The following is a 16,617-nucleotide window of genomic DNA, read 5'->3' on the forward strand; positions in this document are numbered from 1 at the left end:
TAATTTATTGCTGTCAGCGTTTATTTTTATTTTTTTAATAATTTAATAATAAAAATTAGTGTTATATGCAAAAAATTAAGCATGTTGATTTATATCGAGTACAATATATCAAAATATTAGTTTTGCGTATTTATAGGCAAGAGTAAAAGATAAATAAACGAATAACTGAAACTTTAATTGTTTTTTATTAGAGAGTAGAAGATGAGATTATGAATACGACCATAAGTTTGAAGGGTATTCGCCCAAGCGGTGACTCAATAGTCATTGGAATATATTCTTCTATTTACATAGATGCTGCTTTAAAAGTTAATTTGAGTAATGCGTTAGACGGAGATGAAACTAACGCAATAGATATTCCTCAAATTGCTGAGCGTCTTGCTTTTATGCTTAAACGTTGCGAAAAGGATAGCGAGATTGAGGAGCATCCTGCTATAGCTTTAGAACTTATTGCTAAATCTGTTTTAAATTCTGCTATGCACACTTGGCAAATTAGTGAGGCTGATATTACTGTTCATGCTGCTTTAAGAAGCGAATATTACGGCATGAAAAGCACTGTTGACGATGTTTGTGTTACTTTGAATAGCGTTTCTAGAGAAGAATTAAATTATTCGGAACGGCGTGTAGTTCCTGAGTCTCTTGCGCATGTTGCTGTTCGCAGCGGAAGAGTATCAGTTGACGAGTTTGAGGAAGGCGAAATAGCAGATTACTATCGTTCTCTTATTGAGGAAGATAGAAAAGAAAAGCAACGCAAAGAAGATGAAGACGCTGCTGCAGCTGCTAAAGCTGCTGTCGATATTGCAAATTCTTTTGCGGATGATTATGAAAATGGTGGAGATTCACAGTGCTCTTGTGGCGATGAATCTAAAAACGTCAATTATGGTAGTGAGCTTGTTAAAAGAGAAACTAAGTCTCCTTTGTTCCGCATATGTCCAACTCCGTTACAAACAACTGCAGTGATTTCTATGAAGGGTGTCGCGAAACAAGACACGCGTTCTGCTATGCTGAGAATAGTTGCAATGCTCGAGCAGGATAGAGAATCTCGCGTTGACGGTGTATCGGCATTATATGTTGCCAATATGCTTGATGATGATTATTACGCGGCTGTATTTATTCTGTCTTCGGGTGGTGACGAGTATGAGCTGCTTCGCTTGCTTCGTGCTGTTGCTACTTTGTATAAAGATAATGTGACTGTGCGAGTGTTGGGTACGCGTTCATATGGTGCTTCTGCTGCTGACACAAGAACTGTTGATGCAGAAAAATTACCACAACAACTAGCGGAAATGGTGACGGTTGACCCTAAGGCGCCTGAACTTATGCCGTGGATGCAGATAGAGCCAGATGCTGCTTTGGACGATAACTCAGTTTCGTACTCATTAGCGTTTGATTTTGATGCTCAAACTGTTGGGGTATACTCAGAGCAATGGCTTATAGGGGATGGTTGTTAATGAAAGCGTATCGCACACCTTGGTGGTATTTGGTACTAGGGTTACTGTTTGGCTTTGTGCTAGGCGCATTTCTAGTGTCGTCAACAGAGTCTAGTGCTATGTCATTAGCAGGAGCTCCGTGGATTGTTGTTGCAATTATGGTGATTGCTGGCTTAATAACTTTTGTTATGGCATTGCAAACTCATCAAAGTGTTGCCAACAATAAAGATAAGAATAAGAAGCATGTAAGTTCTCAATTTGCTGTTGCTGCTCTTATGCTGTCGAAGGCATTGGGAATGGCAGGTGCTATTTTGTCTGGCTGGTACGTTGGGCAATTGTTAATGAGCTTGCCACACAGTGAGATAATTCTGTATAACTCTGTTGTGCGTGAATGCTCTATTGCTGGCTTGGTGTGCTTTATTGATATGGTTGTTGGCATTTTGGGCGAGTGGCTATGCCAGATTCCGCCTGAAGATGATTCGGAATCAGTCAATAAGTCAAATTGTACGCCAGCAACATGCTAGTATTTGCTAGGCTGGTATTTGCTAGATTAGTTTGTGCAGTTTTATTTAAGTTGCATCTTGCTTGAATTAAGTAGGTAAAAGTATTAAACGCTTTTGACGCAAGTTGCAACAAACGCTGGAATTTCAACGTTTGTAAGGATGGTATATTACTTTGGCTGAATTTATCTATCAGATGATTAAGGCGCGTAAATCGTACGGAGATCGTGTAATTCTCGACGATGTTACTTTAAGCTTCCTTCCGGGCGCAAAAATTGGTGTTGTGGGTCCGAACGGTATGGGTAAGTCGACGCTGCTGAAAATTATGGCCGGTTTGGAAAATGTGACCAACGGTGAAGCTTCTTTGACTCCTGGCTATACGGTAGGTATTTTGCAGCAGGAACCACCTCTTGATGACACTAAGACGGTTGGCGAAAACATTAAGATGGCTTTTGGTGAAATTGCGCAAAAAGTGGCGCGTTTTAACCAAATCGGCGAAGAAATGGCTAATCCAGACGCTGATTTTGATGCGTTAATGGAAGAAATGGGTAAGCTTCAGACTGAAATTGACGCTGCAAACGGTTGGGATTTGGATTCGCAGCTTGAGCAGGCAATGGATGCTTTGCAATGCCCAGACCCGGATTCTCCTGTTTCTGTGTGCTCTGGTGGTGAAAGGCGTCGAGTGGCATTGTGCAAGCTTCTTCTTGAAGCTCCAGATTTGCTGCTTTTGGACGAGCCTACAAACCACTTGGATGCGGAGTCTATTTTGTGGCTTGAACAGTTCTTGCACAAGTACGAGGGTGCTGTTATTGCTGTTACGCACGATCGCTACTTTATGGATAACGTAGCAGAGTGGATTTGCGAAGTTGACCGTGGTCAGCTTTATCCATATAAGGGAAATTACTCAACGTATTTGGAAACTAAAGCAAAGCGTATGGAAATCCAGGGTGCTAAGGATGCCAAGCTTGCTAAGCGTTTGAAGAATGAGCTTGATTGGGTGCGTAGCTCGCCGAAGGCACGTCAGGCTAAGAACAAGGCTCGTTTGGAACGCTACGACCAAATGGAGCAAGAGGCACGTAATTCCAAGAAGCTTGATTTCTCTGAAATTCAAATTCCAGCAGGTCCGCGTTTGGGCTCGCAAGTTTTGGAAGCAAAGCATATTCACAAGGCTTTTGGCGACCGTGTACTTATCGACGACTTGTCGTTTACGCTGCCTCGTAACGGTATTGTTGGCGTGATTGGTCCAAACGGTGTTGGTAAGTCTACGCTTTTCAAGACGATTGTTGGCTTGGAACCTCTTTCTGGTGGCGAGCTTATTGTTGGCGATACTGTGAAGATTTCTTACGTGGATCAGAATCGTGCAGGATTGGATCCTAATAAGAACTTGTGGGAAGCTGTTTCTGGCGGACTCGATTTTATTGAGGTTGCAGGCGTTGAGATTCCTACTCGCGCATATGTTGCAAGCTTTGGTTTTAAGGGCTCGGATCAGCAGAAGCTTACGGGAGTGCTTTCCGGCGGTGAGCGTAACCGTTTGAACTTGGCTTTGACTCTTAAGCAGGGCGGAAACTTGCTTCTTCTCGATGAGCCTACTAACGATTTGGATGTTGAGACTTTGGAAAGCTTGGAAAACGCTTTACTTGATTTCCCAGGCTGCGCTGTTGTGGTTTCGCACGATCGTTGGTTCCTTGACCGAGTTGCAACGCATATTCTTGCTTGGGAAGGTGACGACGAGAATCCTGCAAAGTGGTACTGGTTCGAAGGTAACTTCCAAGCTTACGAAGAAAATAAGATTGCTCGCTTGGGTGAGGAAGCTGCTCGTCCGCATCGCTTGCATCGTAAGCTCACTCGCTAGATTTTGTGAATATAAGTCGCGCAAATTGTATATAAATTTTACAGTTTGCGCGACTTTTTTCTATTTTTGAGTGTTAAATTAGTTTCCTATTTAAAAGTGATAAGAATCACACATGCTGCGCTTGAGATGTATGAATATGCGAGTATCATACAACTTGTATTAGTGTCAGTTTGCAATTTTATGTGCGCTGAAACGTATTGAGAGAGTATGAAGCGTTCTAGATAGCAACTTGGCGTGAAACAAAGAAGCGAATGCTAATTTATTGGCTGCCGCATGATTGCATATTACAAATTATGCCTAATCAGAAACATAAGGAAGACACATTATTGAAGTGAGGAATAATGGCGAAGAAGATCATGAATGCAAAGCATCTTGCTGATTTGCAAAAGTCTATGCAAAAGTCTAGTAACAGCGTTATTTACGCGCCACTATCCAAGAGTGTGTGCGCTGCGATGCTTGCCGGCGCAATGGTGCTTGGGGGGGGGGGTATTCGTTTCTACTCCTTTGCCTGCGTATGCTGACGGTTATGTAGACGGAACTGGCAACAATGTTTATTACGGTTTCAAAACTGATGCAAAATATGCCGAGGCTCATTTCAACATTGACGTTGAATATTACGATACCTTTGATCACGCCAAAGCTGGCGGTACTGAAGGCATAGATCCTCTTGGTAAATTTGTTCGTGTTCATTATCTTTCTAATTGCCACGACAATGCTACAGCTGACGATTGGAAGTTCCGCCCTATGTGGTGGTTTGGCGTTCCTGCTGGTTTGAAAGATCCTCAAGATATTCAATTTAAGCGTATTGAAAAGTTAACAAAAAATGGCAAGGAGCAGGTTAAACCTGCTGGTTCTTCGCAATATATTACAACCGACGCAAACGGTTATGGCGCTGTTTCTGACAAACATTTTAATAGTCCTAAGGAATGGACTAATATTTCTAATTATTATTTTAGTGACAAAAATATTCTTGCCAGCAAAGGCTGGAAACAGCTTATGGGCTTGGGTACCAAAGACAATAAAGGCTACGATAATGCGGGCAATACTGCACAACAATGGGAAGAATACCAAAAGCAAACACAAGGCCTTAAGGGTATTTTTGTAGACTGGGAATCTGCTGGTCAGCGTTGGTATGACATGACTTACATTTCCGAAATGGAAGACAAAGCATGGAAAGAGCGCGACACCAATCCGCTTCGTTTTGCTGCTGGCGTGTATCGTTTTGCTGGTAACTGGCACTATGCCGTTGGCCAAAAGCACAATACGCCAAAGATTGCGGATCATTTTAATCTTACTTATCCAGCTGTGACTAAGGTGAAGGATACCAAAAAGCTCACTAGTGACGAACAGACAACTGTTAAGAATGCCATAGTAGACGCTAATAAAAATGCAAAGTATTACTCGGATTTGGTAGATAAAGTAGAAGTATCCGAAAATGGTGATGCAACTATCACCTTTAAAGATAATACGACTCGCACTATGCCAGCTAGCTTGCTTGTAACAAAAGATGAGACTGATAAAGATAAGTACAAGCCAGCTTTGCCAACTCGCACGCCTGTAGTTAATTTGAAGAAGCTCACGCCTGATGAAAAAACTAAAATTCGTCAAGCGATTATTGATGCTAATGGAGGCTCAACTCCAAACGAGTTCTTGAAGCATGTGAAGAAGAATGCTGATAGTAATCAGTACGAATTCAATGTTAAAGAAGATGGTTCTGTAGAAGTTACGTACGAGGATGATTCAAAACTTACTATTCCTGCTGAAGATTTGGTGTATCAAGGTGCAACTATCGCTGATTGGGCACCATACGTTGTGCCGGACACGATTGAGGTTGAGAATCTTAAGCAGCTTTCTGATGATGATGTAACTAAGATTAAGAATGCATTCGATACGGCAAATGCTGATTTGGATGTTTACTCGAATGCGAAGAAGAAGGATTCTGCTGGCTACTTAGCAATTGATAAAAAGACCGGAAATGCCACAATCAAGTGGGCAGATGGTTCTACAACAGTTATTGACGCGTGGCAATTCCTACAGCAGAAGCCAAAGACTACGCCATCTCCAAATCCTCAGCCACCAACTCCAACTCCTACTGCCGAAAAAGAGTTCATTGTTGAAGCGCCTCAAAACCAATCAAGTGTTAATTTCGATCCTTTTAATGCTAAGGATACGGACTTAACGGACCCTAATAACACACAGAGTTTGAATTCAATTAAAGGTAAATTGAAAAACTGTGTAGCAAAAGATGCAAAGGACAACAAGACCCCTGTCACAATCAAAGATGTTGAATTTAAGATAGAAGATGGTAAGGGCGTAGTAGTATTCCACGCCGACAACTACAAAGACGCTAAGTATCCAATGAGCGTATTCCTTAAGCAGAAAGCTAATAAGCAAACGCCTCAGCAGCCAGATACCACTTTGCACCATCCAGGTCAGATGACTGCATATAAGTATTATGTAGATCCAGTACAAGTAGATAACGTTAATTCCCCTAAACCCGAAGATCAGATTGCTGCGTTTAAGAAGTTTATGAAGAAGAACTATAATGTGGATATAACCGATCAAGAGGCTATGTCTGCTTATACTCTTAAAGACAATGATAAGCCTGTAGCTGGTGTTGAAAATATGCAACGCTATGTTAAAGGTCAAAATAATGGCGCAGGCGTAGTATCGTTTAGTCTTAATCAGGACGGAACCATAGCTGTTCAAGGTTTTGAAACTGGAGAAAATAATTCAAAGAAATTGTTTGATGTGCCTTTAACAGATTTGTATGTTAAAAAGAACAGCTCTCAGCCGCAAAAAGATACCACGATTGACAATCTAAAGCAGCAAGCTAAGGATCTGTTGCAGAAGCGTACAAAAACTGATGGTCTTACCAATGACGATTTGAAGCGCGCTGGTATTTCCGATCCTGATCAGCTGAATGATGCCAAGATCGATGAAATAGCAAAGGGTCAAACAGCCGAAAAAGACCTGCGCGACCTTATCCGCAAGCTTACCGATGCAAAGAAAGCTGAGCGCAAGTATAACGAACCTGGCGTTGTTGAATTTGATAAGGGTGCTAAGGACGATGCTAAATTCAAAGAAGCTGTGAAGGCATTCCTTAAAGCTAACTATACAAATCCAGAAGTTGTAACTGATGCAAGTATTACGTCTACACTAACTTTGCCTAGCACGCTTACAGCTAAAGCTGACACTGTTTATATGGGAATAGACGCTGACGGCATTAAGTCTCTTTCTAAGGATGCAAGTAACAATATTGTTGTTACTCCATCTAAGGGTGATGCTTTTACAGTTAAGGTGACCTATAAGCAAAAAGAAGATAAACCAGCTCCATCCGCTGAAGACCTCAAGAAGCTTAAAGAGCAGGCAAAGAACGTAATTGAGCGTAATCCTAAGCTTACTGAGGAGCAGAAGACAAACTACAAGAATCAGATTGAAAATGCTACTACCAAGGAGCAGATTCAGAATATCCTCAAGGAAGCTAATAAGCAGGCTGGCAAGAATAATGTAAAGCCTGACGACATCAAGAAGAAAGAGGAAGAAGAAAAGGAAAAGCGCGAAAACGAGCAAAAGGAAAAGGATAAGAAGGAGCGCGAGGAGAAGCAAAAAGAGCAAACCACTAAGGATAAGCAGACCGCTAACACAACTATTGATGGTCTTAGTGATTTAACTCAAGATGAAAAGGATAAGCTCAAGGAAAAGCTGAATGGGAAGAGTGATGATCCTTCCAAGCCTGGTGCTAAGACTCCTGAAGAAGTTCAGCAGATTGTCAATGAGGCTAACGCTCGAAATGATGCTCACAAAGCTATCAAGAAAGAGTTACCATTCTTAAGCCACGGCAAGTCTGATAGTAACGACGATAAGGCTCTTAAGGAGTTAATCGGTTCTGATCCAGCTAAGAAGGATGCAGCACTCACTGCTTTGGAAACCGCTCTTGCAAAGCAGAATCCTACTGCAGCTGATATCCGCGCAGCTCTCGATGCTGCTAAGCGTCAGAATAGCATTAACGAGCAGAATGCTAAGAATGCTGGTATTGCGAAGCTTGAAGCTAAGAAGGCAGAGCTTGATGCAGCATATAACGCTTTAGCAGCTGATCAACAGGCGAAAGCCAAGGAGAAGTACGACGCGGCTATTAATGCAATCAATGATGCTAAGACTACTGTGAACAACGCAACAAAGCCTTCTGACATCATGACGGCTGTTAATGGTGTAGATACTTCGCTTAATGCTGCTAAGGAAGACATTAAGAATAATACTCCTCAGCGCGATACCACTCAGAACACATACGATAATCAGTCTGAACTTAATAAAGAAAAGGAAGATCAGAAGAAACGCATTCAAAATAGTGATCTCCCAGCTGCTGACAAGCAGAAGGCCATTGATGACATCAATAATGCAAAGAAGATTGGCGACCCAACTGCTATTGCTAATCGTGCTTTGAAAGCAAAAAAGATTGAGGATGCTAAGAAGCAGATTGCTGCGCTTGATCATTTGAACAATGCTCAGAAGGAAGCTTTCAAGAAGATTATTGAAGATACTGATGCTTCTGATCACAAGAATGCTGACGGAACAACTTCTGACGACATTGACGATGCGCTCGCAAACGCTGCAAACACCGATAATGCTATGGCTCGTCTTGAAGAGTTGAAGAAGAAAGCTGACGATCTTAAGGGAACTGACAAGTACACTGGTACTAATGTTGATTCTAAGAAGAAAGCTGCATTTGACGAAGTTCTTCAGTCTGTTGATGATTTGCTTAACAAGGATAAGGGTGACGCTAAGGGTGCTCCTGAGGTCAACGATCTTTACACTGATCTTCTAAACAAGATGCGTGATTTGGATCCTGATGCTCAAAGTGCTGGTCTTAAGACTGATGCTCTTGCTGCTGAGATTAAGTCCGATAAGACCTACAAGCCAGCTACTCCTGCAGATCCTGCAAAGCCAGGCAACTCTGTTTACAACACTTCGTCTCAGGCTAAGAAGGATGCGTTTGATCAGGCTTTGAAGGATGCTGAAACTGCTTTGAAGACTGCTGAAGATACTAAGAAGCCTGGTGCCAAGAAGATGAGTGCTGAAGAGGAAGCAACTGCTCAACAGGCTGTTGACGAAGCTCTTGACAAGCTTATTAAGGCTCGCCTTGCTTTGGATGGTGTTGACACAACCAAGTTGCAGACTGAGATTGATAAGGATAGCAACGTTAAAGACTTAGATAAGTATAAGTATGCTGATAAGTCTAAGACGGATGCGTTTGATCAGGCTCTTAAAGATGCTAATGATCTTATCGATAAGCTAACTGGTAAGCAGCAGGCCAGCGTAGACGATCATCTTGACACCAAGGAGAATAAGCAGACAGCTTTGGATGCGGCTTTGAAGAAGTTGCAAGACGCGGCTAAGGCTCTTGATGGCAAGAAACCAGTCGAGCCAACTCCAACTCCAACTCCGACCCCAACTCCAACCCCACTTCCAAATCCTGGTGCCGGAACTGGCAATACTGGCTCTGGTTCTGAATCCGGCTATGGTGTGAATGATAACGCGCCTACTACTGTGGATAAGGGCGAGTTGAACATTCAGATTGATAGTGCTGAGTCTGATTTGCAGCCTGGTAATGCTGACAACGGTAACGCTGGTTCTAACAACGCTGGTAATGCTGCAAACTCTGGCGCAAACGCTGGTAATGCAGGTAACAACAATGCTGCCAACGCCAATGCCAACTCTGGTTCCAACGCAAATAATGCTAATGGCGCAAATTCTGCTGCTGTGAATGCTGCGGTTGAAAGTAATCCGGCTGTGAAGCAGGCGGACGCTCAAGTTTCTAAGGCTCAGGCGGCTCTTGATACTGCTTTGGCTGAAGCTAAGAAGGTTGCTGCTGATCCTAACGCAACTCAGGCTCAGGTTGATGCTGCAGTTCAGAAGCTTTCTGCTGCTCGTAAGGCTTTGGCTGCTGCTAAGGCTCATGCGGCTGATGTTCGTGCTTCTGTGCGCGCTCAGGTGTTGAAGAGTGGTAGTGCTGCTCAGCTTAGTAAGACTGGTAGTGACGTGTCTGCATTCGGCTTGTTTGCTGCAACTATTAGTGCTGCTGGTGCTGCGCTTTTTGCTGCTAAGCGTCGCGGTATTTCCCGCCACAGCAATAAGTAAGCGATAGCTGTTGCAAAACCTGTAAAGATTTTGCAAATTATGTAAGTTCACGTGCTTAGCTCTAAGCTTACATAATCTTCTAAGTAAACTGACTAAAGCCTCACTTGTGATTTTTCACGGTGAGGCTTTTCTTTCATTTGTTGTCGCTTTGGCTGCGTTTGACCACATTTGCCGTGATTGTGCCAGGCGTGTGCTAGGCTCGATTAGTTCACGTTTTGAAATTTAAGTTTTGAATACACATATTTTACGAAAGGCTATTGTGCCGCATACTCATAATGCTGCGTCTCATCAAAAGCGAGGCGCGAAGAATACCAAGAACGTCAAAAATACTAGGAAATCAGCTGAAAAACGCAATCCTTTTGAATATCAGGGTAGTCATAAAAATTACGGTTCTAATCACGAGTTCAATTCGCGCAGGGAGCGCAATCGCAAAGCAGAAAAAGCTCGTCAAAAAGCGCGCGAAAAAGCCTTGCGCTATGAAGAAGTAGCTATTGCGGATGCTGAACAAGATTTTGCTAAAAATAATTTTGCTAAAAGTAATTTTGCTAAGCATAATATTGATAAAAATAATGTTGCTAAAAATGATATTGTTAAAAATGATATTGCAAAATCTCATAATCCAAAGCAAAATTCTGCAATATCTTTGCACTCTACTTCAAAAAAGCAAAAGCAAGATTCTCATAACGCAACAATTATTCCAGACTCTGCTATTGAATCTCGTGAAAATTACCGTGACGATGTCACTTTTGCGCAACTTGGCGTTCCAGAGCCTTTAGTAGAAGTGTTGCGTGCGGATGGGAAAACCACTGCATTCCCAATTCAACAAGCAACGCTTCCCGATTCCTTACAAGGTGCGAATATCCTAGGGCGAGGTCGCACAGGAAGCGGTAAAACATTAGCATTTTCTATTCCACTTGTTGCGCGTTTAGCTGAGAATTTTGTTGATTTAATTAATTTTGGTAAAAACCGTAAGTCGCGCGAGTCTAGTGAAATTCCTGCTCCTAGAGCAATAATTCTTGCTCCAACTCGTGAACTTGTGCATCAAATTGATGACGTAATAGCGCCGCTTGCTGCAGCTTATGGCATGCGTACTGTGACAGTGTATGGAGGCGTGAGATACCAGCGCCAGGTATCGCAACTTAAGCAGGGTGCGCAGATTGTGCTTGCTTGCCCTGGTCGTTTGGAAGATTTGCTGCGTCAGGGAGCACTTACGCTTGAAAAAGTGATGGTTAGCGTGCTCGACGAAGCAGACGAAATGGCGGATATGGGATTCCTTCCTGCTGTTACTAGACTTCTTGAACAAGTTGCGCCAGATGGTCAACGTATGCTGTTTTCTGCAACGCTTGATAAGCAAGTTTCTACATTAGTTGAGCGTTTCCTTCCAAACGCTGTCGTTCATGCTGTGGATGATGCTGATTGCCAAGTTGACACTATGACGCATCATATTTTTGCTGTATCGGCAGGGGATAAGTACGAAGTTTTGCGAAAGCTTGCTTCCGGAAAGAAACGTTCTATATTCTTTACTCGCACGAAATATCAAGCGAAAAATATGGCGAAAAAATTTGTGCAGCAAGGTATTCCTGCAGTCGATTTGCAAGGTAATCTGTCGCAGAATCAGCGAGATCGTCATTTGGCTGTGTTTGCTGAAGGCTTGGTGCGTGTGCTGGTTGCTACGGACGTTGCTGCGCGAGGTATTGACATTAGTGACGTTGCGTTGGTTGTGCAGACTGAGCCTCCTGAGGATCCTAAGTCTTTCTTGCATCGTTCGGGTCGCACTGCTCGAGCTGGTGAAGAAGGCGATGTTGTAACGCTTGTGCTTCCTAATCAAAAGCGCGCTGCTCATATGATGCTTCGTAAGGCTGGAATTCATGCGAAAGCTGAGGATGTGAATCCTGCTTCGCAAGTTCTAGATGAGATTGTGGGTGAAGCTGCTGAGCTTCAAGAAGGCTGGAGTATGCCGGAGCCGGAGCAGCAGAAGCGTAAAGGTCGCGGTCGTGGACGCGGTGGTCGTGGGCGCGTACGTGGGCAACGCGGTGAGCGTGGTCGTGAGAGTGAGCGTGGTGAGCGCGGCGAACGCGGCGAACGTAACGGTCACAGCAGTAGCGGTGAACGCAATGAACGCAATAAACGCAGCGAACGTGGCGAACGCAGCGAGCGTCGTTGGCACGGTAAACGTGGCGAGCGTGGTAACCGTGTTAATCGCTTCGGTCGTTAGTTTGGCGGCATTGCGTTAACGACAGTTAGTTTGGCGGCATTACGTAGCGGCCGTTAGTTTTGTGCGGCATTGCGAGGCTGGTATATTTCTCTCTCCGCGCGCTTTTATTTGCGATATTTTTGTGTGTTTTGTCGATTTCACCAAATGGTTTGGTGTTTTCGACAGAATTGCCCCGTATTTTGTCGAAAGTATCGGTTGGTTTGGTATTTTCGACAAAAACAGCGCAATACTACAGAAGTAAGTAGCGAGTTAGCAAGCAATAAGGACTTAGCAATAAGCAAGCAATAAGCAAGCAATAAGCGACTTAGCAATAAGCGACTTAGCAATAAGCGACTTAGCAATAAGCAAGCTAGCAATTAAAAGCAAACAGGCAGCTAAACAGGCAGTTACGCAAGTCAACAGTCGGTTAAGATAGTTACGTCAACTAGCAAATATACAACTAGCAAATACTACTTGGATTGACCTTTACCAAATGCGCGCAATTGCACACCATTCCAGTCAGCGCTTACTGTTAACGGAGTGGCTGCGTTCATGCCAGCTGTTTTTGCTGCAGATTGAACTGTACTAGAACTTGGGGAACCTTCGCGACCTGGTTTTGGAGTAAGAACCCACATAGGCGCGTCATCGTCAAGCATATTTGTGGCATCCATAATGGTATCTGCGAGCTCATCTTCATCGTCGCCGTCGCGCCACCAAATAATCACACCATCAACAGCAGCGTCGTAATCCTCATCTACCAACTCTTCGCCGGTAAGTTTCTCGATGCTTTCGCAAATTGTTTCGTCAACATCGTCATCCCAGAGCCATTGTTGCACAATGTCTCCTGGTTGGAATCCGAATTCCTGTGCATGCTGAAAAGCTATCTGTTCCACGTGATTCAATATATCAAAGCGTCACGAAGTGCGCGCCTACAACGGCGTGTATTAAGTAATTTATCGTTTATCAATTACGACACACCAGGACACGCCTCAAAAATCGCGATTGTGACAAAAATCACTATATGTAGGTGGTTATCTTTGCGTCTTGCCCTAGATATTGTGCATGAGTTGGGTTATAGTAGAGCGAGTTGTTAGAAATAGTTCCCATATTCGCAACGAGAGAATTTGCTAGAAGGAACGGTGTTTGAGAAAGGTCTGTACCGATGCAGGTTTTGGAAGAAACTGCTGTCACAAGCGCAGAAAATTGTACGGATGATGTAGTTGAATCTCCAGTTTCTCGCGTGCAGGTCGAAAAGCGCGATGGTCGCGTAGTTGATTTTGATCCGCTGAATATCATTATGGCAATTAAGGCTGCTTTTAAGGATTTGGGCAAGGAAGTCGGTCCGCAAGAAGAGCAGTTGATTCGTAATATTTCTGATCATATTGAGGCTGAAATTCAAGATCGTTACAATGGTCCAGCAAAGATTGAAGATATTCAGACTCTTGTTGAGCATGGTCTTATTGAAAATCACCTTTATGAGGTTGCTCGTTGCTACACGAGTTACCGCTTGAACCGAGATATCGATCGCGCTAAGGCTACCGATATCAACGAGGCTGTGAACCGCCTTGTGAACCGTGATGAGTCTCTTGTTCGCGAAAACGCAAATAAGGATTCTAATGTTTACGCAACTCAGCGCGATCTTCTTGCAGGCGCTGTTTCTAAGGCTTCTGCGTTCTCTATGCTTCCTCACGCAGTTTCTAACGCTCATATGAAGGGTGATATTCACTTCCACGACGCTGATTATTCACCATTTACTTGCATGAGCAACTGCTCGCTTCCTGATTTTGGAGACATGCTTGCTAAGGGATTTGCTCTTGGTAACGCAATGATGGATAGCCCAAAGTCTATTGGTACTGCTGCAACTCAGGTTACGCAAATTATTAAGGATATTGCGGGTGCTCAGTACGGCGGTCAGACTGTTAATCGTGCTGACGAGATGCTTGAGCCTTACGCTAAGTGCGATTACGACAAGAATCTTGCTATGGCTCACGCAATGATTCCTGATTCCACGCCAATTCAAGTCGCAAAAGATATGATTGACGGCTTGAAGGCTCAGGAGCCTAAGAATCTGCACTGCTTGGACAGGGATCCACTTCCTGCTGATACTCCTTTTGATGAAAACTTGAGCGAGCTTGATCAGCTTCGTGAAGTTTACGCAAAGATTATGACGCGTAAAGCTATTTACGACGCTATGCAAACGATGGAATATCAAATTAATTCCAACCGCGTTTCTAACGGCCAGACTCCGTTCGTAACTGTTGGTTTTGGCTTGGGTACTTCTTGGTTTGCTCGCGAAATTCAGCGAGCTATTTTGCTTAACCGCATTCGTGGCCTCGGCAAAGATCGCCACACTGCAATCTTCCCTAAGCTTGTATTTACTATTAAGCACGGTGTTAACGCAGACGCTGGCGACCCGAACTACGATTTGAAGCAGCTTGCTCTCGAGTGCTCTACTAAGCGCATGTATCCAGACGTCGTTTTCTACGAGAATATTGTTAAGATTACCGGCTCCTTCAAGGCTCCTATGGGTTGCCGCTCATTCCTCCAGGGTTGGATTGATCCAAAGACTGGTAAGGATGTTGAAGATGGCCGTATGAATCTTGGCGTTGTAACTGTTAACATGCCGCGTATTGCTCTTGAATCTCACGGCGATGTGACTCGCTTCTGGAAGCTTTTTGACGAGCGTATGGAAGTTGCTCACCAGGCTCTGCGATTCCGCATTATGCGTTGCAAGCAGGCAACTCCTGTGAACGCTCCAACACTGTTCCGTTACGGTGCTTTTGGTCGTTTGGAAGCTAACGAGAGTGTCGATCAGTTGTTCCGTAATGAGCGAGCAACCGTTTCTCTTGGCTACATTGGCTTGTATGAGACTACTGCAGTGTTCTTCGGCAAGGATTGGATGCAAGATCATAGCTGGAATGAGGAAGGCAAGGAGTTTGCGCTTTCTTTGGTTCGTCGCATGAATAAGCTTTGCCAGCAGTGGTCAAAGGCTGAAGGCTACCATTATTCTGTTTACTCAACTCCTGCCGAGTCTTTGACTGACCGCTTTAACCGCATGGATCGTCAGAAGTTCGGCCGCATTGAAGGCGTTACCGATCACGACTTCTACACTAATTCCTTCCATTACCCGGTTTGGTTGCAGCCAACTCCTATGGAGAAGCTTCGCTACGAGGTTGACTTCCCGTATCTTGCTTCCGGCGGCTTTATTAATTACTGCGAGTTCCCATGCTTGCAAGCGAATCCTAAGGCTTTGGAAGCTGTTTGGGATTATGCTTATAAGATTGGCATCGGCTACTTAGGCACTAATACGCCAATCGATCACTGCTTCGTTTGCGGTTTCCAGGGCGATTTTGAGCCGACTAAAGAAGGCTTCCGCTGCCCTGAGTGCGGAAACAGCGACCCAGATAAGTGCAATGTTACGAAGCGTACTTGCGGCTACTTGGGCAATCCTGTTCAGCGCCCAATGGTTCACGGACGTCACGAGGAAATCGCTCACCGCGTAAAGCACATGTCTGGCGAAACTGGCCATGTGACTCTTAACAACGGTGAGTCTCGCGAATGGTATGAGGAAACAAAATAAACTTAGCTAATTTACTATGTTGAAACTTAGTAAAATAAGTATGACTAGATAATTTAGCTAAATAAATAGCTTTTCTTGTGTTTGTTGTTTGGTGATAATCTGGCCGTTAGAAATGTATTGCGTTTTGTGATTGCACTTTCTAACGGCTGGATTTATTTTATTTTCGCAAATTTGGTCGTTTATTTTTTAGTTGCTTATTCGGTTTGGAAGGGGGTTGGATATGGCTCGCATTAGTTTGCACGATTTTGCGCCTGCAGATGTGAATCGTGGACCGTGGATTCCTACCTCTCTTTCAAATAACCCTCGCGCAGGACAGTGGTCTAGTGAGCGCATGAGTCAGGGCATGGTTGCCGATTACAAGCGTTTTTTGATGACTGACGGCGAGGGAATTCGCTGCTCGCTTTACGTTTCTGGTTGCCCGTTCCATTGCGTTGAGTGCTATAACGAGTCGATTTGGGATTTTCGCGCTGGGCATCCTTATACTCAAAAGCTTGAAGATCAAATTATGGAAGATTTGGCGCAGCCTTATGTGCAAGGATTGACTTTGCTTGGCGGCGAGCCTTTGCTTAATACGGGCATTTTGCTGCCTCTTTGCAAGCGTATTAGAAAAGAGTTTGGCAATACAAAAGATATTTGGAGTTGGACTGGATACACTTGGGAAGAACTTATGCGCCCAGGGGAGACGCCTGATAAGCTTGAGCTTCTGCGTTATATTGATATTCTTGTTGACGGCCGTTATATGAAAGATTTGCACGATTCACTTTTGCAATTCCGCGGCTCTAGTAATCAGCGAATTATTGACGTTCCAAAGTCTCTGGAAAATCCGCAAAATCCTCCTGTAATTTGGGAAAAGCTTCACGATCAGGAGCGTTTTATTCCGTCGATTTACGGCAAAGACCGCGCCTCAGGCGAAGGCGATGCCTCATAAA

At 43.9% G+C, this 16,617-nt stretch carries 8 protein-coding genes; 7 read left to right on the forward strand and 1 reads right to left on the reverse strand.

Features of this window, described 5'->3' with window-relative positions:
* Positions 1–209: 209 nt before the first annotated feature.
* From AC1EKT_RS00265 to AC1EKT_RS00285, 5 genes are all read left to right on the forward strand, one after another.
* Positions 210–1,445, forward strand: coding sequence for a dihydroneopterin aldolase (locus tag AC1EKT_RS00265; protein ID WP_481615840.1), 1,236 nt, complete (start codon positions 210–212; stop codon positions 1,443–1,445).
* A complete protein-coding gene (locus tag AC1EKT_RS00270; protein WP_415683742.1) occupies positions 1,445–1,948 on the forward strand; it encodes a DUF3180 domain-containing protein in 504 nt (167 codons plus the stop codon). The genes AC1EKT_RS00265 and AC1EKT_RS00270 overlap by 1 nt, the downstream gene beginning before the upstream one ends.
* A gap of 151 nt (positions 1,949–2,099) precedes the next feature.
* A complete protein-coding gene (gene ettA, locus AC1EKT_RS00275; protein WP_004118724.1) occupies positions 2,100–3,776 on the forward strand; it encodes an energy-dependent translational throttle protein EttA in 1,677 nt (558 codons plus the stop codon).
* A gap of 474 nt (positions 3,777–4,250) precedes the next feature.
* Complete coding sequence (locus tag AC1EKT_RS00280) at positions 4,251–9,914, forward strand: MiiA motif-containing surface protein (protein WP_481616911.1); 5,664 nt, start codon at positions 4,251–4,253, stop codon at positions 9,912–9,914.
* A gap of 259 nt (positions 9,915–10,173) precedes the next feature.
* Complete coding sequence (locus tag AC1EKT_RS00285) at positions 10,174–12,129, forward strand: DEAD/DEAH box helicase (RefSeq protein WP_481615997.1); 1,956 nt, start codon at positions 10,174–10,176, stop codon at positions 12,127–12,129.
* A gap of 449 nt (positions 12,130–12,578) precedes the next feature.
* Here AC1EKT_RS00285 and AC1EKT_RS00290 read toward each other — a convergent pair whose 3' ends face one another.
* Entirely contained in the window at positions 12,579–13,001 is a 423-nt protein-coding gene (locus AC1EKT_RS00290) for a DUF3052 domain-containing protein (RefSeq protein WP_004107331.1), read from the reverse strand.
* 269 nt (positions 13,002–13,270) lie between these two features.
* Here AC1EKT_RS00290 and nrdD point away from each other — a divergent pair, with 269 nt between their 5' ends.
* The gene (gene nrdD, locus AC1EKT_RS00295) at positions 13,271–15,688 is read left to right on the forward strand and encodes an anaerobic ribonucleoside-triphosphate reductase (protein ID WP_481615842.1); all 2,418 of its coding nucleotides are present in this window, start codon (positions 13,271–13,273) and stop codon (positions 15,686–15,688) included.
* A gap of 220 nt (positions 15,689–15,908) precedes the next feature.
* Entirely contained in the window at positions 15,909–16,616 is a 708-nt protein-coding gene (nrdG, locus tag AC1EKT_RS00300) for an anaerobic ribonucleoside-triphosphate reductase activating protein (protein ID WP_481615843.1), read from the forward strand.
* Position 16,617: the final 1 nt, after the last annotated feature.

The organism is Bifidobacterium sp. C0047B3, assembly GCF_056590535.1.

Bases quoted from the DNA above. Each gene is read 5' to 3' on its own strand.
- nrdG (WP_481615843.1), top strand. From the start codon at position 15,909: ATGGCTCGCATTAGTTTGCACGATTTTGCGCCTGCAGATGTGAATCGT.
- nrdD (WP_481615842.1), top strand. From the start codon at position 13,271: ATGCAGGTTTTGGAAGAAACTGCTGTCACAAGCGCAGAAAATTGTACG.
- AC1EKT_RS00265 (WP_481615840.1), top strand. From the start codon at position 210: ATGAATACGACCATAAGTTTGAAGGGTATTCGCCCAAGCGGTGACTCA.
- AC1EKT_RS00270 (WP_415683742.1), top strand. From the start codon at position 1,445: ATGAAAGCGTATCGCACACCTTGGTGGTATTTGGTACTAGGGTTACTG.